Genomic DNA, 23,943 nt, shown 5'->3' with positions numbered 1-23,943 from the left:
CGGTGCCCGCCACGGGCGGTGACGTCCGCCGAACGCGACCGGCCGCCCCTGGCCGTGACCGTCGGTCAGGCCCGCGGGACGCGCGGCTCCAGCCGGAACTCGAAGCCGAGGGTGCCCGGGTCGAGCGCGGTCGCGCCGCCGTCGACGGTGAGCACCGCACCGTTCACGAACGAGGCGGCGGGCGACAGCAGCCAGGCGATCGCCTCCGCGACCTCCTGCGGCTCACCGGGCCGCCCGGCGGGCAGGACCCGGGTCACCTCCTCGTACGCCGCCTCCACACCGTCCCCGCCCAGGCCCGCCTCGTCGGCGAACCGGTTCATCCGGCGGTCCGCCATGTCGGTGCGCACCCAGCTCGGGCACACGGTGTTGGCGCGCAGCCCCGCGCCCCCGTAGTCGACCGCGAGCGAGCGGCACAGCTGGAGCAGCGCCGCCTTGGAGGTGGCGTAGGCGGCGTTCCCGACGCCGTTGCGCAGGGCGGACACCGAGGCCACCGCGACCACCGCGCCCCGGGCGTCGAGCAGGTGCGGGAGCGCGGCGCGCAGCAGCAGGAACGGGCCGGTGAGGTTGGTCCGCATGACCTCGTCCCAGTCCTCCGGGGTCACCTCGCCCACCCCGCCGCCCCGCCCGATGCCGGCGTTGAGCACCAGACCGTCGAGCCGCCCGTACGTGCCGACCACCGTCTCGACGAGCGAGGCCACCGCGGCGGGGTCCCCGATGTCCGACGGCACGGGCAGGGCGCCGGTCTCCTCGGCGACCAGTCGCAGCGGCTCGGGGCGGCGCCCGGACACCGCCACCTTGTGTCCCGCCCGGGCCAGCGACCGCGCGGTCGCGGCGCCGATCCCCGTCCCGCCCCCGGTCACCAGGTACACGCGCTCGTCCGCCACGCCCGCCGCCTCTCCCGTGTCTCGTCCGCCGTCCCCGTCCCGGTGATCTTAGGCACGCGCCGCCCGGGGCCGGGCCGGCCGGCGAACCGCACGGCGGGACGCGTCGGCCGGGGGCGGTCTGGTGCCGGGCGGGCCGTACGTCGGATCATGAGGGTGATCACGGACGGGGAGAGCGAAATGACCGACCGCACGGACGGGAGGCCGCGGGTACGGGACGCCGGGGCGGACGCGGCCGGAACGGTCGTCGCCTCCGCCTGCGTGCGTCCCGACCACGGCGGCCCGGCCAGGGGCGTGGCCGACGCCGGCTCTGAACGTCGGCGAAGATCGGCGAAGATAGGACGACCCACCACCCACCCCGTGCCGTGCGGCACGACCAGAGGAGCGACGGCAGATGCCCCCTTCCGGGTCCGGAGCGAGCCCGCGACCGCCGACGATCGCCGACGTCGCCCGTGCGGCGGAGGTGTCGCGGACCACCGTCTCGCACGCCCTCAACGGGATCGGCAAGGTCGACCCCCGGACCCGTGAACGCATCAAGCAGGTGGCGGCCGAACTGGGTTACCGCCCCAACCTGCGGGCCCAGCGGCTGCGGCGCGGCGAGGCCCGGGCGATCGCGCTCGCCTCGTCGATGCCCTTCGCGGTGGCCGGCGGCCCGTCCCGGCTCGGCTTCTACATGGAGGTCGCCGCCGCGGCCGCCGAGAGCGCGCTCCTGCACGACTACGCGCTCGTGCTCGTACCGCCCGTGCAGTCGGGCGCCGCCCTGGACTCGGTCGACATCGACGGCGCCATCGTCGTGGAGCCCGACGTGGGCGACGCCGCCGCGGCCCGGCTGCGGCAGCGCGGCCTGCCGTACGTGGCGCTCGGCCGGCCCGTCTCGCCGGACGAGGCCGTCCCGTACGTCGACCTGCACGGCGCGGCCGTCGCCGAGGCGCTCCTGACCCATCTGCGCGAGCAGGGCGCGAGGCGGCCCGCCCTGCTCGTCGGTTCCGGCGAGCGGCACTCGTCGGTGGACGCGCGCGCGGCCTACGAACGGCTCGCCGCCGAGCACGGCTGGCAGCCGATCGTGGCGAGCGCCCCGGAGGCCGGCGGTGAACAGGCCGGCTACGAGCGGTGCGCCGCCCTGCTCGCCGAGCACCCCGGCCTCGACGCGGTGTGCGCCCTGGTCGACGCCTTCGCCGTGGGCGCGCTGCGGGCCGTCCGGGACAGCGGGCGCACCGTCCCGGACGACGTCATGGTCGTCACCCGTTACGACGGTCTGCGGGCCCGCACCGCGCAGCCGCCGCTGACCGCCGTCGACCTGCACCTGGACCGGGCGGCGGCGGCCGCCGTGGACCTGTTGCTCGGACGGTTGCGGGGGGACACCCCGGCCGGGGCCGTGGTGACGGTGCCGCCCCCGACGGTGATCCCGCGCGGGTCGTCGCTGCGGACGCCCCCGCCGGCGACGGGCCACTGAGCCGCCGCCGTACCGCCCCGCCGGGGGGGCGGGGCGGGGCCGGGGGCAGCCGCGAGGCGGCCCCGGTCAGACGCCCGCCATGAGGACCACGCCCGACACCAGCGCGAAGACCAGCACGAACAGGCGCATCCTGCGGGCGTCGACCCGGTGGTGCACCAGCCGGCTCAGCCACGCGCCCACGCCGATCGCGGGCGTCAGCGCCAGGGCGAGACCGAGGTCCGCCGTGTCGCCCCGGCCGGTCGCGAACAGCAGCGCCAGCGAGGCGACTTCGCCGGCGAGGAAGCAGGCCGCCACGGTCGAGCGCAGCTCGGCCGGCGGCCGGTGCTGGTAGACCAGCGCCAGCGGCGGGCCGCCGACGCCCGTCGCCGTCTCCGTCAGGCCGGTCACCGCGCCCGCACCGACGTAGGCGGCCCTGCCCGGCGTGAAGGCCGGAGCCGCCAGGCTCACCACGGCCGCCAGGACGGTCGCGAGGCCCACGTACAGCCCGAGTCGGCGGTCCGGGATCACCCACAGCAACGCCAGGCCGGCGGGCGTGGCCGCGAGCCGCGCGGCGGTGATCCAGCCCGCGCCGCGCAGATCGAGCGAGGCCCGCTCGCGCCAGGCGACGTACAGGTTGAGCGGCACCATCGACGCCAGGACGAACACCGGCAGCAGTCCGGGGTCGAGGATCCCGGCCACCGGGGCGACGATCAGCGCGAAGCCCAGGCCGCTGCCGCCCTGGACGAAGGCGGCGGCGGTCACGGTCAGCGCGAGCACCGTCAGGGTCTCACCGGTCATCGCGCCGTGCTCCGTTCCCGGCCGGCCGCGGCCGCGCGGGCCCGGGTGGACGTCGGGTGCGCGCGGGTGATCGCCGCCCGGGACACGGTCGCCTCGGCCAGCGCGGCGGCGCGCCGGACCAGTGCCGCCCCGTCCCACCCGACCGGCCCGCCGCACCACATTCTGAGGCGTCCCGCGACGAACACGGCCGTGATCTGGTCCCTGTTGCCGCGCCGGACCAGCTCCCAGGGGAGGTCGTGGGAGAGCGCCAGTTCGGGGGTGGTGACGTCGACGAGGAGGAAGTCGGCCGCCAGGCCCGGGGCGATCGTGCCGGTGCGCGCGCCCAGGCCCACGGCGTCGGCGCCGCCACGGGTGGCGTGCTCCAGCCAGGTCCAGCCCGCGCCGCACGAGGAGTCCCCGCCGGCGAGCCCGTAGGCGATCCGCTGGGCGAACTCGGCCGCCTCGGCGAGCCGGAAGCCGTCCCCTCGGGTGCCGTCGGTGCCGAGGCCGAACCGGATGCCGCGTTCGGCCATGGCGGTGGCGGGCGCGACGGCGTTTCCCTTCCACGCGCTGGCCACGGGGTTGTAGCTCACGGCGGTCCCGGTGGTGGCGAGCAGGGTGAGTTCGCGCGGGGTGAGCAGGGTGGCGTGCGCGGCGAGCAGCTGGGGTCCGAGCGCGCCGATCGCGTGCAGGTGCTCCAGCGGCCGCAGGCCGTGGGTCAGGAGGGACCGCTCGACGGCGGCCAGGTGTTCGTTGACGTGGATCTGGACGACGGCCCCGGCCGCCGCGGCGAGCGCGGCGGTCCGGCGCAACGTCTCCTCGGTGGCCGCCTCGGGGATGGAGACGGCGAGGGAGGCGTGCACCAGGGGATCGCCCTCGTACCGTGCGAGGTGCTTCTCGGCGCGCTCCAGGACGCCGGGGCCGGCGGGAGCGGCGCCGCCCTGGTCGTTGCAGACGAGGCCCAGGACGCAGCGGAGGCCGGCGTCACGGGTGGCGGCCGCGATCACGTCCACGTCCACGTCCGCGCGGGTCCCGGCGTCCGTGACGGTGGTGAAGCCGCCGCGCAGTGCTTCGAGCGCGGCCAACTTGGCGGCCACGTAGGCCGATTCCTCGTCCAGCGCGCCCTCCAGCGGCACCCACACCCGGCGGAAGATCTCCGACGGCTCGCCGAAGGCGAGGGCGGCGCCGAAGCTCTGGGTGAGGTGGTGGTGGGCGTCGACGAAGCCGGGCATGAGGAGGTGGCCGGGCAGGCGTACGGGGGTGGTGTCCGGGTGTCGGTCGATCAGTTCGCCGGCCGGTTCCACCGCGGTGAAGACGCCGCCGGTGACGGCCACGGCGTGGCCGGTGACGGGGCCTTCGGGCAGGAGGACGGCGTCCGGGACGAGGAGGAGCGGGCCGGGAGGGTCGAGCAGGTCTCGCAGGGGGGTGTGCTGGTTCATCGGTCGCTTTCCGCGCGGAGGCCGGTCAGCCGGGCGGCGACGCCGGGCCGGACGTGGTGGAAGAGGACGTTGAGGGCGGCGGCGACGAACGCGCCTACGGCGACGCCGCTTTCGAGGAGGATGCGGAGGTTGGGCGGGAAGCCGCCGTACACGCCGGGGACGAGGATCGGCAGCAGGCCGAGGGCGAGGGCGACGGCGCAGACGAAGGTGCTGGTGTGCCGGTCGAGGTCGGAGCGGCCGAGCATCTGGACGCCGAGCACGGTGATCACGGCGAACACGACCATCGCGGTGCCGCCGACGACGGCGGAGGGGATGACGCTGATCGCCCGGGTGACCGGGGCGAGGAAACCGATCGCGATGAGGACGACGCCGGCGGTGGCGGTGACGAAGCGGCTGCGGACGCCGGTGACCCGGACGATGCCGATGTTCTCGCCGCTGGTCACCATGAGCGGCAGCCCGAAGAACCCGCCGAACAGGGAGGTGAGGGCGTCGCCGCGGACGGTCCTGGGCACGTGGACGCGCTGGTCGATCTCCTTGCCGACGGCCTGTGCGTTGATGACGGTCTGGCCGGTCGCCTCGGCCATCGAGGCGAGGCTGTAGAGCATCAGGGGCAGCGCGGCGAGCAGGTCGAAGCGCGGGGTGCCGAAGGGCATCAGGTGCGGCAGGCTGAGCAGCCCGCCGTCGGCGGCGTGGCCGAGGGGGAGGCGGCCGAGCGCGGCGGCGAGCGCGGTGCCTGCCAGCAGGCCGAGCATGACGGCGAGTTGGCGCACGACGCCGGAGAACAGCAGGTAGAACGCGACGGTGAAGCCGATCGTCGCGATGCCGAGCAGGAGGTTCTGCGGCTGGGCGAAGCCCGGTTCGCCGGGGCGGCCGGTGACCAGGACGGCGCCCACCTTCACCAGGTTCACGCCGACGATGACGATCATCGTGCCGATCACCAGGCCGGGGAAGAACGCGAGCAGCCGTGAGAAGAGGGGCAGCACGACGAAGGAGAACAGCGCGGTGAGGACGACCGCGCCGCACGCCGTCGGCAGGCCGTGCTGTCCGGCGATGGCAAGGAACAGCACGAGTGGGGCGCCGCCCGGCAGCATCACGAACGGCAGTCGGGGCCCGAACTTCCAGGGGCCGAGCGACTGGATGAGCGAACCGACCCCCGACAGCACGAAGGCCGCGGACAGCAGATCGACGGTCAGCCGGGCGTCGAGCCGCAGGGTGGCGCTCATCAGGAAGATCGCGGAGATGGGCGTGGCGGCCATCACGAGCACGTGCTGGACGCCGAACAGCAGGATCCGGCCGAGCGGACGGCGTTCGTCGACGGGGTGCACCGACGCCGGGCGCGGAGGTCCGTCGGCGAGGGGGGTGTCCGTCGCCTCGTCCGGCGACGCGGCCGGGCTCGGGAGCGGAGCGGGGGGCGTGGACGGGGGCAGGGACGGGCGGGGGCGGGGACTGGACACGTTCGAGCTCCGTTCGGCGTTCGATACGTCGTGGTTCAGCCGCGATCCGGCCCCGGACGGGGAGCCAAATCGATTTGGCCAAATCGATTTGGCCGCCAGTATGTGAGGGCGCGCCCGGGCCGTCAAGAGATCCGACGGGCAAGCGCGCGCGAGGACGGCGTGTCTCCGGGTACCGGCCGGCCGAGCCCTCGCGTACCCCGCCCGCGTACCCCGTGCCCCGCCGGGTGTCGGCGTGGCCGTCGCCCGGCGGCGTCGGGCCCCGGGCAGGGCTCGGCACCGTGGTCCACCGCGGGCGCCGGCCGGTTTCCCGCCCGGGACATGAGGTGCAAGCTGGAAGGGAGACCGTCCTCCGATCCCGGGAACGGGCTCGGGACACGCGGTCTCGCCACTCCGAGTGAGCTCCTCGGAGCTCGGCTGGAGGAAGCGAGATGACACAGCAGGCCACCGGCACGCCCTGGCACCTGGCCGGCGACTGGTTCGACGTGTGCAAGTGCGCCATTCCCTGCCCCTGCACGTTCGCCCAGCCCCCGACCTACGGCGACTGCGAAGGCATCATGGTCTGGCACATCCGGGAGGGCAACTTCGGCGACGTACGGCTCGACGACCTCAACGTCCTGATGCTCGGCTCCTTCGAGGGCAACCCGTGGGCCGGCACGCACACGGACCCGTACGCCGCGATCTTCCTCGACGAACGCGCCGACGACGAGCAGCGCGCCGCGCTCGGGACCGTCTTCGGCGGTGAGGCGGGCGGATGGCCGGCCCGGTTCGGGGCGATGTTCCACCCCGAGATGCGGGGCATGGACGTGGTCCCGATCCACGTGGAGGTCGACGAGTACCTCACCGGCTGGCGGGCCGAGATCCCCGGCCGTGTCACGGCGGCCGCCGAGGCGCTCACCGGCCCCACCACCCCGGACGGCACGCGCGTCCAGGTCCACAACGCTCCGGGTTCCGAGGTGGGGCCGGGGCAGGTCGCCACGTGGGGGCGGGCCACCGCCGACCGCGCCGACGCGTTCGGCTTCTCCTGGGAACGCACCGGGAAGTCGAGCAAGCACTTCCCCTTCGACTGGAGCGGCCCCGACTGATCCGAATCGGCTCGACGAGGACCAGGGCACCCCGACGAGGGCCCTCCGGGCCCCAGGAGCCCGGTCCGCGGGCTGTCGTGAGGCCGGTCGGAATGGTTTCCGCCGGCTGCCGTGAGGTCGGCCAGGACCGTTTCCGCCGGCGCTCGTCGCCTTCCGGGCGGTGTCCCCGGACCCGCTTACCACCCGGCCCGGCGGTCGTCCGCCGACCGCGCACGGTCATCGCCGGAAACGGAGAAGGAGGCGGGGCGCCTTGCGCACCATGGCGGCGGCCGCAGCCCCGATCACCGCACCGGCTGCCACATCGGAAGGAAAGTGGGCCCCCCTGTGGACCCGTTCGACCGCCACCATCGCGGTCGGGACCGCGCACGCGGCACCGGCCCACGGCCAGCCGGGCGCCACGGCCGCGGTGAACGCCACAGCGGCGGCGGTGTGCCCGGAGGGAAACGAGGAGCTGTCCGGCCGGTCCGTGACGTCACCGTGCGGAATCCACTCCGCAGGGGGCCTGCGCCGCTCGACGAGCTGCTTGGCGACCCCGTTGGACAGCAGCTCCGCCCATGCCATCGCCAGGAGACCGGCCGCCGCGGCCTCGCGGCCCCTCCGGCCTCCCCCGGCCGCCATCACGACCGCCGCGGCCCACCACAGCTTCGTGTGTTCGGCCGCTTCCTCGACCGCGGGCAGCAGCCCGCGCGCGGCCGGGGAGTCCCAGGCCGCGATGCGCCGGGTCAGCCGATGGTCGCCGTCCCGCAGCCAAGTCGGCATCCTCATGTCCTGCCGCCTTCCCGGCTCGCCGCCCCTGCTGTCGCTCACTCCATCCGACGGCGGTCCTCATCGCTCCACTTCCGCGTGTCCCGGGGCTCGACGTACGGCTCCTCGTCCGCGGGGTGCCCGCCGGCGATCGCGCGCTGGCGGACCATCTCGGCGTCGAACTCCAGGCCCAGGAGGACGGCGAGGTTGGTGATCCACAACCAGACCAGGAAGACGATCACGCCCGCCAGGGTGCCGTACGTCTTGTTGTAGGAGCCGAAGTTCGCGACGTAGAACGCGAAGCCGGCGGAGGCGATCATCCAGATCAGCAGGGCCAGGAAGCTGCCCGGGGTGACCCACTTGAAACCGCGGCCCTTGGCGTTCGGAGCGGCCCAGTACAGGAGTGCGATCATGATCGTGACCAGTACGACGAGGACCGGCCACTTCGCGATCGACCACACCGTCATCGCGGTGTCGCCGATCCCCAGGGCAGCACCCACCTGCTGGGCCAGGCCTCCGGTGAACACGACGATCAGCGCGCTGGCGACGGCGAGGACCATGAGCGTGACCGTCAGGGCGAGGCGCAGCGGCAGCACCTTCCACACCGGACGGCCCTCGGGCATGTCGTAGACGGCGTTCGAGGCGCGGATGAACGCCGCCACGTACCCGGAGGCCGACCAGATCGCCACGGCCAGGCCCACGACCGCCAGCAGTGAGCCGATGCCGGCGTTGCCCTGCAGCTGCTGAACGGCGTTGCTGATCACATCGCGCGCGGCGCCCGGGGTGAGCTTCTGGAGGTTGTCCAAGACCTGCCTGGTGGCCGACTCACCGGCCACGCCCAGCAGCGACACCAGGACCAGCAGGGCGGGGAAGAGCGCCAGCACGCCGTAGTAGGTGAGCGCCGCCGCCCGGTCGGTCAGCTCGTCGTCCTTGAATTCCTTCAGCGTCCCGCGGAGCACCGCCTTCCAGGACTGCTTGGGCAGATCCGACAGTCGGTCCGGTGCCCGTTCCTCGACCTGCCTCTCCGGGCCTGCGCCCTCGGTGCGATCACTCTCTGACGGCCGGCGGTCACCGCGGGCGTCACCGTACTGGGCTCTTCCTGTGGGCTTCATGGTCGGCGCCTTTCCCCTCACGCCTCGCTCATGCACGGGGAACGCGTGGTGAGTGCCGGAACCCGGCGGAGCCGCCGCACCCGCCCTCGGCGGGCGGGTGCGGCGGCTCCTGATGTGCGGAAGGCGCCCTACGGTGCGACGAGGGCCCAGCCCGTCCGCGCCATGGTGGCGGCCGCTCCGAAGGAGACGGGGTCGTCGGCCACTCCCGCGCCGCCGGTCGCCACGTCCTCGGCGAGGGTGGCCACGACGAGCGCGCCCGCGCCGAGCACGAGCACGGCTCCGCCCGCCCACCTCGCCGCCGTCTGCCAGCGTGAGCGCTGTTGCGGTGCGGGCGCGGTCACCGGGACCGGGACCGTCTGCGGTTGACGCTGGGTGGCGGAGTAGGTGATGACTCCCTTCCCGGGGTGCTTCGTCGACGACTCGACCTGGAGCATGGTGTTGGGCTGGGTCGCGGACGGGGCCGTCATCGGAAGGATGTCGAAGCCGGCCGCGACCCGGCGCATGTCGCCCTGGGCCCTGAGCTGCGCCGTGATGCCGGCGACGTACCACTCCACGTCTCCGACGCCGGAGTCCTCGGCCCGGCCGCCCTTGTTCTTGGCGTCCCAGACGTAGACCGTGGTGTCCGTCCAGAGCAGCAGGTCGGCCCTGCCTCCGGTCGCGATCACCCTGTTCCGCGGGTCGCCGCCGCCCTTGACGGACTGGAGGTCCATGGAGACCTGCCAGGTGCCGCCGGGCTTCGCCGCGCCCATCGCCTGGAGCTGGGCCGCGGCCATCACGATCGCCTGGTCGTGGTGGACGGTGTACTTCTCCTGGAGGTGCCGGCCCAGGTTGAACGGCTCGCCGGGTTCGCGGCCGTCGGCGTCGGTGTAGCGGAGCGGGTTCTGGTAGCCGTATCCGTACAGTTGCAGGTTCGACGGCTGGTGGACGCCCTCGTTGGCCCCGCCGTCCAGGTACTCGGTCAGAGCGGGGTCGGTGGACTCCCACATGCCGCCGCGCGGGTCGTAGTAGCGGGCGCCGTGGTACGTGTAGCCGGTCTCCTGGTCGAGTTCCTTGCCGGTGAAGCCGTACGGGTCCTTCTCGCCGGGGTGTTCGTCGACCCAGGTCTCCCCGGACGGGAAGTAGTCCAGGTGCTCGGCGAGCCGGCCGGAGCCGTCCGTGCCGAAGTTGGCCGACCCCAGGTGGTCGCCGTGGAAGAAGAACTGGTCCTTCTCGTAGGCGTTGCCCGGCTTCGAGGTCTTGGTGGCGATGCGCACGCCGCCCGCGTACACGTGCTTGAACTCGGTCTGGTTGCGTGCCGTGTAGAACTGGTTCGGGTAGAGGGTGGTCTGGGCGCCGTCCTTGACGATCCGGGTGCCCTGGTCGTCGTAGGTGAAGCGGACCGACGGGGGCTTGCCGGGCTGGTTGCAGGAGGACGGGTCCTGGGCCTGGTCCTGGTTCTTGGACGTGTCGTGGACGCAGGCGAGGCGGTTCTCCTCGTCCCAGATCTGCTGGCGGCGCGGCTTGCCGGGCGCGGACGACACGCTGTCGGTCAGGTTGCCGTTCGCGTCGTAGGCGAGGGTCTGCCGGCCCATGACGGACGGTGCGTGCGGGCGGGAGGCGCTGTACGTGTAGGAGTGCCCGTACGTCGTGTTCTTCTGGACCTGTTCGTGGCCGCCGCCCACGACGATGCCGTGGTGCTGGTCCTTGGCGGTGATGTTGCCGATCGTGTCGTACGACGTGGAGTAGGTGTAGCGGTCGGTCTTGTTCGCCATGAACTGGAAGGATCCGGTGGCGCCGGTCAGCCGGTTCAGGTTGTCGTACGTGTAGGTCTGCTCCGTGGGGCCGCCCAGCTTGGGGGTCTCGGCCGGGAGCCGGGTGTCGTTCTTCTGGCCGGTGAGGTTGCCGTTGGCGTCGTACGCGTAGGCGAGGTCCTGGAAGGCGGACCCGGTCGGCAGGGTGGACGTGAGGGTGGCCAGGCGGCGGTCCTCGGCGCCGTAGGTGAAGGTGGTGCGGGTGCCGTTGCCGAGTTCCAGTGCGGCGCGGTCGCCGAACTTGTCGTACGTGATCGACCGGACGTACGCGTAGTCGAAGCCGTTCTTCGTGCCGGCCGCGGCGCTGACCTGGCCGCCGCTGTCATAGGTGTAGGACAGCCGTTCGCCGTCGGGGTAGGTGAGGGACAGCATGCGGTTGAAGCTGTCGTAGCGGTAGGCGGTGGTGAAGGTGCGCACGTGCGGGCCGGGGCCCGGGAGGGTGCGGGTCTCCTCGGTGACCTCGCCGAGCGGACCGTACTGCCGTGTCACCTCGCCGCCTGCGTCCTCGATCCTGGTGACCCGGCCGGCGGCGTTGTGCTCCGCGCCGGGCGCGCCGTAGGTGTAGCGGACGTCGTTGCCGGTGAAGACGGGGTGGCTGATCGCGGTCACGCGGTCGAAGTCGTAGGTGTAGGTGATGGCCTGGCCCTTGGCGGCCAGGTTGGCGGTCTGCTGCCGGACCACGTTGCCGGCCGGGTCGTAGCCGGTGACGGTGCGCCCGGCGTCCGGAGAGTCGACGACGGTGCGGCGGCCCAGGTTGTCGTAGGCGGAGGTGGTGACGTTGCCGTGGTCGTCGGTGACCTCGAGGACCTCGCCCAGCGGGTCGTAGGCGTAGCTGGTCCAGATCGGCGCGTCGCCGGTCTTCGCCCCGGGTTCGCGGATGGCGGTCTGCTGTTCCCGCACGTCGCTGTAGGCGGTGGTGCGGTTGCCCTTGGCGTCGGTGGAGACGGTCTCGAACTGCGTCGCGCCCGCGCGGTCCTCGCCGAAGCCGTACGCCACCGAGGTGGAGGTGCCGTCCGGCAGCACGGTGCGCAGTCGGCGGTCGAGGACGTCGTAGGTGTGGGTGGTGGGACGGACGGTGTCGAACGCGGTGTTGAAGACGGTGCCGGTGTCGCCCTTGGGCTCGGTGAGCGGGTAGTACTGCTCGACCGTGCGGCCCAGCGCGTCGAGGACGAGACGGCCGGAGACCGTCATCACGTCCTTGCCGCCGACGGTGGCGTCCTTCTTCGTCTGGACGACGCGGCCCACTCCGTCGGTGAAGGTGACGGTGTCGATCGTGTCGTCCTTCACCGCCCCCGTGGCGTCCCGGTCCAGATGGCGGGTGACCGCGTACGGGACGGACGCGTCGGGGTGGTAGCCGAAGGCGATCGTGGGTCGTCCGGCGCCCTGGTCGTGCGGGCCGGTCACGGCGGTCAGGCGGCCCAGCGCGTCGTACTCCGACACGGTCTTCCGGCCGTTGATGTCGGTGGACTCGGTCTGCAGTCCGAAGCGCAGGTCGTACGAGGCGGTGGAGCGGTAGCCGAAGCTGTCCTCGATCGAGGTGGCGTGGGTGCCGGTCGGCTCGTCGTAGGTGTAGGCGCGCCGGTAGCGCTGGCCCCGGTGGTTCTCGGGCGAGGTGATCGACCTGAGGGTGCCGTCGGGGTTGTACGCCAGGTCGGTGACGGCTTCGGCGTCGCCCTCCAGGTGGGCGGTGTGCCGGGTGACGTCGCCGGTGGTGCAGTCGACCTCGGCGTCGCGCGAGCGCATCGGCTTCCCGCCGCCGCGGACCTCCACCGTCCGGCCGATGCCGACGATGTGGGTGTCGGTGCAGGCGGTGTAGACGGTCTTCGTCTCGACGTCGTCGGCGGCGCCGGCTTCGCCGTGGTCGACCTTGCGCACCAGGTTGCCGAGGTCGTCGTAGCTCATCTCGGTGGACGTGGACTTGCGCGGGGTGGTGCCGCCCTCGCCGTCGTACCAGCGGGCCTCGGTGCGCGTCAGCTGCGGGAAGACCGAGCCGGTGAACACCGGCCGCGGGGTGTAGGTGTTGCGGGTCTCGGTGAACAGGGCGCCCTTGGCGTCGGTGACCGCTTCGCGGGTGAGCAGGCCGCGGACGGCGTGGCTCCGGGTGTCGAACTCACGGACGGTGTTCCGGTACGGCTTGTCGCCCTCGGCCAGCTGGGTGCTGGTGACGGTGCCGTAGCCGAGGAACTCGCGCTCCAGGCGGTCGTACTTGCCGTTCTCGTAGGCGAAGGAGAACGCCTGGGTGTCGGGCCCGTCTCCGGGCAGGCCGTCGTGGACCCGGGTGCCGGTGAGCAGCCAGCGGGAACCGGGCTGGTCGTAGGTGTTGCCGTCGCGCGAGTAGCTCAGGTCGATGCGTGAACCGAGCGGCCGCGTCACGTTCTTGAGCAGGTTGGTGCGGCCGGTGCGGTTGGCGGCGACGACCAGCTCGTCGTCCTTGCCGGAGGCCAGGTGGTCGGCGAGTCCGTCACCGTCGATGTCGCGGATCATCTGCTCGGCGCGCGAGGCGCCGGTGGACACGTTGACGCCCGGGTTGATGATCAGGCAGCCGACGACGAAGCAGATGGGCACGGTGAAGTAGACGCCGCCGCCGAGCTGGGCGTTGGAATCGGCGTTGATCCCGTCCAGGGAACCGTGGAAGGGGACGGGGTCGGCGAAGCCGGAGCCGGTGTTGAGCGCGACCCGCACCGGATTGCCGGCGAGGACGCGGTCGACGCGGCCGTCACCGTTGAGGTCGGCGAGGGAGCTCTTCGTCGAGGAGGACTGCTGCTGGAAGGAGGCGCCGCCGCCGAAGCCGTAGAAGTCGGTGTTGAAGCCGATGTTCAGGCCGGCGGTGGAGCCGTGGCCCTCGTTGATCTTCCCGCCGGGCCACGGTTCGGGCGCGGCGAAGCGGTAGCCGAGGTTGAGGGCGACGCGGCCGTCCTCGTACGCCCGGTCGGGCAGGCTGTCGCCGTTGATGTCGATCAGGTCGTACGAGGCGTCGGCGCGGTTGCCGCCGAGGTTGCCGCCGATGCCGAGCGGGGGCATGTCGTTGCCGGCGGAGGAGGTGTCCGCGGTGCCCCAGCCGGGCGGGGCGGCCTGGCCCCGGCCGGTGGCGATGGTGCGGGCCGCGCTGCCCGCGCTGGCGTTGCCGCTGCGGGTGTCGGAGGCGCGCACCGCGCCGCCAGGGACGGAGCCGCGGGTGGCGCCGAGGACGCCGGTCGGGTCGGTGTACTGGACGCCGCCCGCGCCGACGACGTCCGGGAAGCCGTCGCCGTTCATGTCGAGGTAGTCGAGCTCGCCGCGGGAGGTGCCCAGGGCGACGCTGCCGCCGACGCTGCCGACGCCGCCGCCGACCGAGCCGGTCAGCGAGATGCCCTTCGAGTGGGACATGCGGGGTACGGCGTGCGCGGAGGCCAGGGACGCGGCGGTGGGCAGGCCGATGCTCTGGCCGCCGAACCGCGAGCTGGAGGCGGTGGAGGCCGCCGCCCAGGTGTGCTCCCCCGAGCCCCAGCGGCCGTGCTCGGCGTCCGGGGCGAAGGGCACGGCGGTGGGCGGGGTGATCTTCGGGTCGTTCTCGAAGGCCTCCCTGTCCCGGGCCGGGTCGACGTCGGAGGGCAGGCTCTCCTTGATCTTCTCCTCGGTGAGGTCGTCCTGCCTGACCGGCTGCGTGGCGCGGTCGCGGTTGCCGTTGTAGCCGGCGTACGACCAGCCGCGGTACAGGCGCCCGAAGACGCCTTCGGCGGTGGGGGCCTGCACGGTGGCGGGCACGAGCGGGCCGCCGTTCACGGCGACGTCGGCGCTCAGGATCTTCGCGGCCGGCTCGGGCGAGGCCGCGGTGACGTCGACGTACAGGGCTTCGCCGGCGTCGGCCGTCACCTCGACGGACGGCTTGTCGCCGATGTCGAAGGCCCGCTTCGCGAGGAGCGCCCCGCGCTTCTTGACGGTGAGCACCAGCCGGCCCGTGGTGTTCTCGGCCGCCGTCACGTACGCGGTGACGGTGAAGGTGCCTCCGGGCGACGTGACGGGCTGCTGGACGCCGGACGGCCCGGACGGCACGTAGGTGTCGATGTCGTACGGGGGCCGGAACTGGAGCGGCTGGGCGGCGTCGCCGGCCGCCGCGGTCACGCCCACGGCCTCGGTGTAGCGGGCGAGCGGCGCCCATTCCAGGGCGGTGACGTCGACCGGTGAGTCGGAGAGGATCCGCCACTGGAGCTTCTGGCCCTTGGTGACGTCGATCGTGGCGCCGGCCGGGAAGGTGCCGGTCTCGGCGGCGCCGATGGCCTTCTCGACGACCGGGGTGCCGGCCCGGAGGATCTGGACGGTGACGTCGTCGGTGGTCGCGGCGTTCTTCGTCACGTCGCCGGTCAGCCGGAGGGTGCCGTCGACCGGGGCCTCGACGCTGCCGTCGCGGCCGGCCAGGGTGAAGTCCTTCGACGCCGTGTAGGAGTGCAGCGGCAGCCCGTTGGCGTCGGTGGCCTCGAAGCCGGTGTAGGTGACCGTGGGGTCCCAGGCGACCTCGTCACCGGCGCCGTCGAAGACGGAGCCGACGCGGAAATAGAGGCGTTCGCCGCGCTTGACCTCGATGGCGTCGACGCCCTGGGGGGTGTACGCGGTGTCGTCGCCGGTCTCGATGCGCCGGGACCACAGCTCGCTGCCCTCGTGCTGCACGGCGACGCGTACGCCGTCGGGCTGGGAGAACTCCGGCTGCTCGCCGCCCTCCCGGAGCGCGACGGTGCCGGTGACGCGGACGGTGCCGTCGTAGGGCGCCGTCCACCGGCGCAGGGTGTCCACCAGCGGAGAGGAGTCGATGCGCCGCTCGCGTTCGGCCGCGTAGTCGGGCAGCAGCCCGTCGGTGTCGACCTGACCGGCGCCGATCGGCACCGGGGTCCGCGAGGCGGGGCCGTACTCGACGGCGCCGTCGGCGTCGACGCGGCCGAAGCGCACGGACGAGCCGTCGACGAGGTCCACGACGCCGTCGGAGTTGACGTCGCTGAAGTAGCGCCGGGTGGTGGAGACGGTGTCGACGTAGTCGAGCTGCGCCGCCACGCCGAGGTAGCCCTCGATGCCGACGGTGAGGGAGTTGGCGGACTCGCTGAGGATGCCCGGAAGGTTGCGCAGTGGGGTGGTGGTGGAGGCGAACCTCGGCTCGCCGCCCGGCCGGGAGAGGTTCTTGCGGAAGACGAAGCCCCCGCCGTGCTTGAACACCTTGTCCGGCAGGCTGTCGCCGTCGACGTCGACCAGGGAGAGGAGCCCCTCGTCTCCGGACCTGCTGTAGCCGGCCTTGACGCCGACGGAGCCGTTCTTGGAGGGCTTGGCGCCGTATCCGACGTAGAGGTGGCCGCCGACGCTCTTGGAGGTGTTGCCGTGCAGGGCGCCCGCCTCGCCGGCCCCCGGCTTCACGCCGTTGACCGCGCCGTTGCGGACGTCGTCGTCCGGCGAGGTCCAGTTCACCTTGGCGAAGGCCTCGTAGGCGCCCTTCGCGTCGCGGATGTCGTCGAAGTACTCGAACCGGTGCCGGTTGAACTCCTTGCCGTCCGCACCGAGCTGGGCGATGGACTCCAGGAGGGTCTTGTCGAACGCGCCGGTGGTGTAGGCGAGTTCGTAGGAGCGGACGGGCTTGTCCTGGAAGCGGACGTCGATCCGGCGCAGCAGGTCGGCGGTGACCCGCTTGAACCCGCCGCGGGCGTCGATGGACACGTCGGGCCGCCGGGCCTCGCCCCGTTCCCGGTCGCGGACGAACGTCACCGTGTAGGGCCCGTCGGTGTCCCCGTGCCCGGTGTACGCGATCTTCTGGACGTACAGGTTGCGGCCGGCGACGGTGCCGCCCGCCACACCCGCGTCGCGGACCAGGGCGTAGGAGTAGCGCACGGTGTTGCCGTGCGGGTCGCGGACCTCGCGCAGGGCCCAGGAGAAGATGTTGCCCGCGTCGTCGGCGAGCGTGGCGCCCTCGCCTCCGTACAGGTAGCGCACACCGGACTTGTCGGTGACCTCCCAGCCGTAGGTGGCCGGTGAGGTCCCGGTGCGCACGATGCGGTCGAAGCCGCCCTCGATCCGCGCGTGGAAGACCTTGTCGCCGGTGCTCCGGGGGCCGGGCGTGCCGCGGTGGGCCAGGGGCGTCAGCTGATCGCCGCCCATGAGGTACGTCTCGGTCTCGCGTGCCGCGTCGTAACGCGGCACGCCCCAGCGGGTCTCGACGGAGATCGACGGGACGGACAGGTCCCAGCCGGTGCCGAGCCAGCTTTCGGCGGCCGACGAGGTGTACTCCACCGCCAGCGAGGGCGCCAGGCCGGTCCGCCCCTCGGGGAGTTCGAGCGGGTACGAGAGCCGGGCGTCGCCCTGGTTGTTGGCGGCGGGGGCCGCCATCTGGTTCACGCCGGTGACCGGGGAGGCGGCCTGGATGTTCTTGATCTGGTTGGGGTCCGAGGAGACCTGTTCGGGGCCCTCGGGGGCGGTGACCACGGCGTTCACCATGTCGGTGAAGTGGTCCGTGCGCGAGACGACGACCTGCTCGTCCTCGTCGACGGAGATCCGCTCAAGGGCCCGCCAGCAGGTGCCGGCCTCGTCGAAGTAGAAGGTCCGGATGTCGCCCGGGGTGTGCCCGGAGCTCTTCAGTGCGTCGGGGTCGTACGGCAGGGAGACGGTGATGCCCGTCTCGAAGGTGTGCGGAGTGGGGGTGAAGCGGTAGCCCTCCGGCCCCTTGGTGACGTTCTCCATGCCGGCGCCGAGGCCCGGCAGGGAGGTCTCGTCCAGCGGCTCGATGCCGACTTCGGTGGGTTCGGAGACCGCCTGGGGCGCGAGCGTCACCTCGGCGCCGTCACGTGCGACGGTCTTGGTCACCCCGGTGCCGGGGGTGATCCAGGTCGTCGACGGCCGCGCGGCCGCGTTCTTGGTCCCGGCCTCCTTGCCCGGCACACAGCCGCCGAGCGCCGGCACGACGGCTGCCACCGGCGCCGTGCGCGGCGAGTCGGTCAGGCCACTGGCCGAGACCAGCGACACCGGCAGCGCGAGGGCCAGCAGCAGCGCCGGCCCCCGGCCGCGGGCCCATGGGGCCCGCCGAAATCTGTACGCCCAGCGATGTCTCCGTACCCCACCGGTCATCGGTCTCGCCCCCGACCCTTCACGCGTCACACGGCTTGAACTGCAACGGCCCACAAAGCAGCCACATCCTCCTCGCCGCGTCGCACACAGCACAGCCACAAATGAGCCAGTACGTAAAGGAGTTGTATGCGTCTTCGATTCACTCGTTCGCGTGGTTTGGCGGATCCCCACGAGGGAATCGCGCATGGCCTCACGGGTGAGGACCGCCCGGCGGGCAGTCGCCGCTCCCGCGTCTCAAGGCAGTCGCTCGGCAGACCGCAGGAGGTCCCCCGCCCGATCGGTTGCCGTCGGCTCACACGAAGCGGCGTGCCCCCGGCCCCGGATCAACCGACGCGCCCCGGCGACACCTGCGCGTGGCCCCGTCCCGGAGCACGGACACGGTCGGAGTCCATGCCCGGGTGCCGGTGACGGGTGGCCAGTGGGGCTCGTGGGGCTCGTGGGGCTCGTGGGGCTCGTGGGGCCACCGAAACATGGCTCGCGATCAGCCGTCGCCGATGGGCCTCAGCCCAGGCTGGCGCCCTGGGCCCGCAGTTCCTGCTGGACCGCACGGACCGGGACGTCACGGGGCAGGCCGCCCTGGGCGGACGCGAGGGCCGCGCAGACACCGGCGGCCTGCCCGGTGGCGACCGAGATGGGCATCACGCGGTACGAGGAGTGGGCCACGTGGTCGCCGGAGATGCACCGGCCGGCGACCAGGATCCTGTCCAGGCCCCGGGGCATCAGACACCGCAGCGGGATGTCGTACGACTCTCCGCGCGGCAGCCTCCGCAGCACGGTGCCGCGGCCGCTCGGGTTGTGGATGTCCACCGGGTAGGCCCCCCGGGCCACGACGTCGTCGAACTTGCGCGCGCCCAGCACGTCCTCGCCCGTGAGCTCGTACTCGCCCGCGATCCGGCGGGTTTCGCGGACCCCGACCTGCACGCCGCTCTGCACGACGTACGACCGCTCGAAACCGGGCACGCGGCTGCGCAGGAAGCGGGAGATCTGCTCCATCTGACGGTGGGCGGTGAACTCGGCGCGGGTGAGGTCCCACACGCTGGTTCCCAGCACCTCGGTGACGCGGGTGGAGTTGACCGCGACCTCGCCGTCGTTCGGGGTGGCGAAGAAGAGGATGTCCTCGCGGGGCAGGTCCAGCTCGCCCGCGTCGGTGGCGGCGCGGACGAGGTCCCACAGGCCGTGCACGCCCTTCCACTGGTCCGGGTGGGCGCGGGCGTACCCGGCGAACTCCTCCTGGTCGAAGCGCACCATCCGGAACATCAGCGTCATGGGCTGCGTCCAGCCGTCCTCGGGGCGGCCGATCTCGTACTCCGCCCCGGCCGCGGCGGCGATGTCACCGTCACCGGTGCAGTCGACGATCACGTCGGCGTCGATGACGACCGGTCCCGACTTCGTCTCGAACACCGCACGGGCGTGCTCGGGGTGCGGGGCGACCCCGGAGGCGAAGGCGTGGAGCAGGGTGCGCACCTCGTGCTTCTCCAGCAGGTCGTACGCGACCAGCTTGAACAGCTCCGCGTCGAACGGCACCGTGTAGCCGGTCTCGACCGACGGGCGGATCGCCGCCCCGGCGTGCACCAACTGGTCGAGCAGCATCCACAGGACGCCTCCGACGACCGGTTCGCCCTCGCCGTGGTCGGGCGGCAGCAGGCGGGCGGTGTCCCGCGCGACGGCCTGCTTGACCTCGTTGTGAAAACTCATCAGCGGCATGACGAGCGCGGCGGTGGCATTGCCGCCGAGGAACCCGTACCGCTCCACGAGGATGACCTGGGCACCCGCGTTGGCGGCGCCGATGGCCGCCCCGATTCCGGCCGGTCCGCCGCCGACGACCAGCACCTGCGTGCTGCCTCCGTGCAGGGCCTGCCGTGGGGGCAGCTCCACGTGCCGGGGTACGCGGGGCGCGATCAGGTAGGTCACGGGTCCTCCTGGGGCCGGGGCGGGCGGGGCTCAGCCGACGGGGGCCGCGGTCGTCGGCGGGCCGGGCAGCACGGGCGACGGGGCGATGGTCTCCAGATAGGTCAGGAAGCGCTCGGCGGTCCGGTCGGCCCGCATCCGCATGGCCGCCGTCCGTGCGGCGGTCTCGGCCAGCCGTGCGGGCCGCTCGTCCCAGAGCCGGTCCACCTCGGCGAGCAGCAGGCCGACGTTCTCCCTCGCCACCCCGCGCAGGGCGGGCGCGCCGATCTGCTGGGCGAAGTCGAAGACCTTCCCCGCGTACGGCAGGGGCAGCAGGGGGACGCCGGCCAGCGCGGCGAAGACGAGGAAGTGCAGTCGCATTCCGATGGCCAGGTCCAGCTGCTTGACGATGTCGAGGACCTGTTGCGGGCGTGAGGCGCCGCGCAGCACGGTGCAGGCGCCGGCGTCGGCCATGTGGGAGGCCACGGCGTGCGCGTGCCGGATGTCGTCGCGTTCCATGGGCACGAACACGACGTGGGCGTCCAGCCGGTTGACGAGGAAGTCGCCGACGTGGGCGAGGAGCTGGTGGTAGCCGTGCTCGTCGAGGTGCGAGGCGGCCCGACCCGGCTCGCGCACGCTCATGCCCACCAGGCGCACCCCGCGCGGCACGGCCTCGGCCCTCAGCAGTTCCTCCCCGCTGTCACCGGGCCGCAGCAGCAGGGCGGGATCGGCGGTCACCGTGATGGGACGCTCCAGACCGGCCTCCTCCAGGACGAGCTTCGACTCCTCGTCGCGGACCGTCACCGCGGCCGCGTCGGTGAGGGTCGAGCGGACCCAGTCGCGGTCGACCTCGTCGGTGAGGGGGCCGGCGCCCACGGCGTACGTGAAGACGGGTACGCCGTGGGCCTGGGCGGTGCGCACCAGCCGCAGGTACCGACGGGCTTCCGTGTCGTAGAGGATGCCCCCGCCGCCGAGGACGAGGACGTCGAGCCGGCGCAGGTGCTCGGAGGTCCGCTCCCGCGTCACGCCCTCCCAGCCGACCACCTCGACGTCCGGGCGGACGCCGCGGCTGTAGTCCGGGTCGCGGGAGAACACCACGATGCGGGCGTCCGGCCGCGCGCCCTGCACACGGTCCAGCATGGCGGTGAGGATCGCCTCGTCGCCCACGTTCTTGCCGCCGTAGGAGCCCAGCACTCCTACGGTCACACCCCTGCCGTCGCGCATGACGCCCCTCGTGATCTCCAGCAAGTGCAGTTGCTCCCACCAGTTCACCCCATCGGGAGATTTACGCATCTCGGGGCGGTTCGATCGGCGAGCTCGTCTTCTGCCTGCGCTGGTCACCGACGCGGGCGGCGCCGTCCGTGTGGGTACGCGTCACTGGGACCGAGTGAGGAGTGCCCCCTGCCGCACAGCACCCAGGGCTCGGTGCGCGGGCCCTTCGGCCCGGGGAGGCGGCAGTGGCCGTACGGGCGCCGGGCGATCCACGGACGAGCCGGGCGTTTCCCCCCACCGGCCTTCGACGCCCAGCGCGCCCGCCCACGGGCTTTCCGTCAACCGCTTTCCGTCAGCCGCTTTGCGTCAGCCGACGAGTGCGAAACCGCTCCCGGAGTCGGTGCCGGACAGCTGACGGCGGGCAGTGGCCAGCGCGGTGTCGATGTCGCGGGTGCCGGTGGACACGCACAGGGTGTAGGTGACGTCTTCCATCCGCCGGCGTGCTTCGGCGGAGCCGTCCTCCGCGTGCAGAAGGAGCGTCTCGTACTGTTCGATGAGGTTCTTCAGCACCGTGGGATGTGCCATCAGCATCAGCCGTCTCCTTGCTCCGAATGGGGGACATGCGCCCCGTGCCGCTCGTCTGCCCCAGGCGCGCGGCGGTAACCGCGTGGTTCGGGTCAGAGGCCGGAACAGGTGGCTTCCAGCCGGTGGACGGGGCCCGAGACAGAGTGTCGGCCTTCGCACGGGACGGCGCACGGGTTGCGCCGGTCCGGGAGACCACGCCGACCCCGGGTCTTGGCCGTCGAGCACCGGTAGATGCCGGGCAGACGACGGACAGATGCCGGATCTCGCGCGACCGTGGTGCGCGGGATTTTCTTCGGGTCGCCGTCCGTACCGGTGTTCGCCACTCGGCTCCGATCCAGGTCACAGACCGGACACGCGGCAATGCCCCCGCTCTCACCGGTGACCGCGCGCAGGGAGAGCTGAAGGTTTCCACCGGTGTTCCGCCATTCGGCGTTACGGGAGGCGCGGGCGAGGCGGCCGCACGACCATCGGGTCGCGGCCGTACGGCCATCGGGTCGCGGGCCGTGCGGCCTCTGTGCGGCGGTCTCGTGCGCGCGTTCCGTGGCGAGGGGCACGAGTGCTGGGCCCAGGGCGCCGGAACGACCGGGCGGGAGCCGACAGGACGCGTGACCGAGTGCGTGCCGCTCACGGTCCCCGTGATCGTTCCGCAGTCCCGGCCGCACGGCGAACGGCACGCCGCCGCCCGCGCCCTGGCGGCGGGCGGACCGGCCACCCGTACGGGACCGCCGGGCCAAGCCGAGGGAATGTGCCGGTCTGCTCCGCTGGACGAAGCCGTACGGACCGGCGGCGAACGGTGGGGCTTGCGGGGCCCCGGTGACGGAGCGGAGCGGGCCGCCCGGCTGCCGGACCGCCCGGCCTCGCCGGATCCGCGCACGGGCCCGGACGCGCACGCGGATCCGGCCGCCGCCTCGCGAACGGGCGGGAGCGGCACGTGCGTGTCGCGGTGATCACCCTCATGACGGGACGCCACCGCCACCTGCTCTGTACGAACGCGATCTCGCCCGGTACGACGACCCAGCCCAGTGCCCGCTGGAGTACCGGGGCGGCTGCCGCGTCGAGGTCTCCGTCGGTGCTGATCAGCGCCGTGCCTCCACGGCGCCGGACCTCCGTGACGAGCGGTACGGGTTTCCTTCCACCACCGCCGACTGCGAGAAGTTCCCCTCTTGACCGTGTCACTCCCCAGCCGCCGTCAGGCACGCCAGGACAGGAGTGTCGCGAAGAGGCCGAAGCGGGGGGTCGGCAGCGGGGCAGGTCCGTCCAGAGGTTCGAGACGGGGTTGTACGACTGGACGCCGCCCAGGGGAGGTCCGTTCACGGCGCCCTGACCGCCCACGGTGCAGAGGCAGGTGCCGCTCTGCCCGGACGGGCAGGGGGCGGCGACCGCAGCCGTGCGCCGTGTGGGCACGGGCGGCACTCTTCTCCTCGTTCGGCGGCAGGGGGCATCCCCGGGATGGTCCACGCCATGCGGGGAGCCCGGCTGCCTACCGGCGAGTCCCCACCGATGCCCCCGTTCGCGCCGCGGCGAGCGGGCTTCGCCCGCAGCCGACACCCTCCGGATCACACCACCTACCCGCGCTTCGACATATGGCGCGCACGCAACTGTCGCAGAGGCACGCAAAGCGCTCGTTCAAGCAATTCCGCAAGGGGCTGCCATGCCGCTCGCCCTACTGACGAGCTCGTGCACGGTAGGCGGTGCACGAGCTCGTCAGGCCGTGTATCGAAAGTGCTCGTAGTACGGGGGCCGTAGGCGGACCCTTACCGGCCCGCCGTCATCTGCCTGGGGAAACGACAGCTTCCAGCGTCCGGGGCATCGGGTAGGCGCGCTCCGCAGGAAACAGCCGCTGTGCCTTGGTGAAGTGCCCGGTTTGTATCAGTGCTGAGGCCTTGCGAATCCGGGGGGTGAGGTCGGTGAGACCGACGATCCAGTCGTCGGTGAACGTGCGGATCAGGTGGCGGCCGATACCGACCTGGATGCTGTAGTGGTTCAGTGCCGCTCCGCGCGGCGAGCGCTCCGGGTCCCACTGGACATGTACGGCTGCCTGGGCCACCTCCGCCGGGTCGGCGGTCGTCAGCACGGCCTGGGACAGGGCCTCCTCCCAGCCCTCCCGAGTGATCCGCACCGCGAGAACACGTTCCTGGCCGGGCTTGCGGGCCCAGTTGCTGCGGTGCATCAGCCACATGAACGACGGCTTGATCCACGTCATTCGGTGGAACGAGAACGGCGCAACGAAGTGGCCCGCCCGCAGTGCCGCGTCAGCGATGGCAGGCGAATACGCCTGGTAGACCACGATCGTGCGAGCGTCGTAGTCGGCACGAATCTGATACTGGGGCGCCATGCGTCGCACCCTGCCATCCGGTCCGCCGGCGCGACGAGCCAATTTTGCCTTACCGCCCCCGGGGTCGGTTCGAACGCGCTGCTCAAAGCCACTCGTTGACGGCCGCGACGAGGACGGTCGCCTCGTAGCGAACCGCGAG

13 protein-coding genes and 1 pseudogene are annotated in these 23,943 nt (G+C 72.8%); 2 read left to right on the top strand and 12 right to left on the bottom strand.

Translation table 11 applies throughout. The features are described from left to right. Positions 1–65 precede the first annotated feature (65 nt). On the bottom strand, positions 66–884 hold the full coding sequence (locus K7G60_RS25610) for an SDR family NAD(P)-dependent oxidoreductase (protein WP_225803298.1): 819 nt from the start codon (positions 882–884) through the stop codon (positions 66–68). Between the two features lie 391 nt (positions 885–1,275). Here K7G60_RS25610 and K7G60_RS25605 point away from each other — a divergent pair, with 391 nt between their 5' ends. Then, entirely contained in the window at positions 1,276–2,334 is a 1,059-nt protein-coding gene (locus tag K7G60_RS25605; protein ID WP_225803297.1) for a substrate-binding domain-containing protein, read from the top strand. A 66-nt stretch (positions 2,335–2,400) separates the two neighbouring features. Here K7G60_RS25605 and K7G60_RS25600 read toward each other — a convergent pair whose 3' ends face one another. From K7G60_RS25600 to K7G60_RS25590, 3 genes are read right to left on the bottom strand one after another with little or no spacing between them, the layout of a single operon-like run. After that, positions 2,401–3,111, bottom strand: a complete 711-nt coding sequence (locus tag K7G60_RS25600) for a sulfite exporter TauE/SafE family protein (protein WP_225803296.1) — start codon at positions 3,109–3,111, stop codon at positions 2,401–2,403. After that, on the bottom strand, positions 3,108–4,529 hold the full coding sequence (locus tag K7G60_RS25595) for an amidohydrolase family protein (protein ID WP_225803295.1): 1,422 nt from the start codon (positions 4,527–4,529) through the stop codon (positions 3,108–3,110). Before K7G60_RS25595 ends, K7G60_RS25600 begins: the two co-directional genes overlap by 4 nt. Next, positions 4,526–5,854: a uracil-xanthine permease family protein gene (locus K7G60_RS25590; protein WP_374115684.1), complete on the bottom strand. Its 1,329-nt coding sequence runs from the start codon at positions 5,852–5,854 to the stop codon at positions 4,526–4,528. Before K7G60_RS25590 ends, K7G60_RS25595 begins: the two co-directional genes overlap by 4 nt. Before the next feature lie 557 nt (positions 5,855–6,411). Between K7G60_RS25590 and K7G60_RS25585 the strand changes: the two genes are divergently transcribed. After that, a complete protein-coding gene (locus K7G60_RS25585) occupies positions 6,412–7,065 on the top strand; it encodes a DUF1326 domain-containing protein (protein WP_225803293.1) in 654 nt (217 codons plus the stop codon). 216 nt (positions 7,066–7,281) lie between these two features. Here the strand turns inward: K7G60_RS25585 and K7G60_RS25580 are convergent, their stop codons facing one another. From K7G60_RS25580 to K7G60_RS25545, 8 genes and pseudogenes are all read right to left on the bottom strand, one after another. Then, on the bottom strand, positions 7,282–7,830 hold the full coding sequence (locus K7G60_RS25580) for a phosphatase PAP2 family protein (protein WP_225803292.1): 549 nt from the start codon (positions 7,828–7,830) through the stop codon (positions 7,282–7,284). A 38-nt stretch (positions 7,831–7,868) separates the two neighbouring features. After that, on the bottom strand, positions 7,869–8,921 hold the full coding sequence (locus K7G60_RS25575; protein ID WP_225803291.1) for a YihY/virulence factor BrkB family protein: 1,053 nt from the start codon (positions 8,919–8,921) through the stop codon (positions 7,869–7,871). A 128-nt stretch (positions 8,922–9,049) separates the two neighbouring features. Continuing rightward, complete coding sequence (locus K7G60_RS25570) at positions 9,050–17,785, bottom strand: SpvB/TcaC N-terminal domain-containing protein (protein ID WP_225803290.1); 8,736 nt, start codon at positions 17,783–17,785, stop codon at positions 9,050–9,052. A 501-nt stretch (positions 17,786–18,286) separates the two neighbouring features. Beyond that, positions 18,287–19,696, bottom strand: a complete 1,410-nt coding sequence (locus tag K7G60_RS25565) for an FAD-dependent oxidoreductase (protein WP_225803289.1) — start codon at positions 19,694–19,696, stop codon at positions 18,287–18,289. Positions 19,697–19,726: 30 nt separating this feature from the next. Further along, positions 19,727–20,920, bottom strand: coding sequence for a polysaccharide pyruvyl transferase family protein (locus K7G60_RS25560; RefSeq protein ID WP_374115683.1), 1,194 nt, complete (start codon positions 20,918–20,920; stop codon positions 19,727–19,729). Positions 20,921–21,009: 89 nt separating this feature from the next. Further along, a pseudogene (locus tag K7G60_RS25555) lies at positions 21,010–21,162 on the bottom strand (hypothetical protein); the annotation flags it as partial. Positions 21,163–21,250: 88 nt separating this feature from the next. Continuing rightward, entirely contained in the window at positions 21,251–21,475 is a 225-nt protein-coding gene (locus K7G60_RS25550; RefSeq protein WP_225803288.1) for a DUF5133 domain-containing protein, read from the bottom strand. 1,762 nt (positions 21,476–23,237) lie between these two features. Next, entirely contained in the window at positions 23,238–23,804 is a 567-nt protein-coding gene (locus K7G60_RS25545; RefSeq protein WP_225803287.1) for a DUF4291 domain-containing protein, read from the bottom strand. Between the last annotated feature and the right edge of the window lie 139 nt (positions 23,805–23,943).

This window comes from Streptomyces sp. NK15101, assembly GCF_020400725.1.
Lineage (GTDB): Bacteria > Actinomycetota > Actinomycetes > Streptomycetales > Streptomycetaceae > Streptomyces.
Note: the sequence above shows the minus strand (reverse complement) of the source record. Positions and strands in the feature narration are given on the sequence as shown.

Coding starts and splice junctions, on each gene's coding strand:
- K7G60_RS25605 (WP_225803297.1), top strand. CDS start 1,276: ATGCCCCCTTCCGGGTCCGGAGCGAGCCCGCGACCGCCGACGATCGCC.
- K7G60_RS25600 (WP_225803296.1), bottom strand. CDS start 3,111: ATGACCGGTGAGACCCTGACGGTGCTCGCGCTGACCGTGACCGCCGCC.
- K7G60_RS25595 (WP_225803295.1), bottom strand. CDS start 4,529: ATGAACCAGCACACCCCCCTGCGAGACCTGCTCGACCCTCCCGGCCCG.
- K7G60_RS25585 (WP_225803293.1), top strand. CDS start 6,412: ATGACACAGCAGGCCACCGGCACGCCCTGGCACCTGGCCGGCGACTGG.
- K7G60_RS25580 (WP_225803292.1), bottom strand. CDS start 7,830: ATGAGGATGCCGACTTGGCTGCGGGACGGCGACCATCGGCTGACCCGG.
- K7G60_RS25575 (WP_225803291.1), bottom strand. CDS start 8,921: ATGAAGCCCACAGGAAGAGCCCAGTACGGTGACGCCCGCGGTGACCGC.
- K7G60_RS25570 (WP_225803290.1), bottom strand. CDS start 17,785: ATGACCGGTGGGGTACGGAGACATCGCTGGGCGTACAGATTTCGGCGG.
- K7G60_RS25550 (WP_225803288.1), bottom strand. CDS start 21,475: ATGCTGATGGCACATCCCACGGTGCTGAAGAACCTCATCGAACAGTAC.
- K7G60_RS25545 (WP_225803287.1), bottom strand. CDS start 23,804: ATGGCGCCCCAGTATCAGATTCGTGCCGACTACGACGCTCGCACGATC.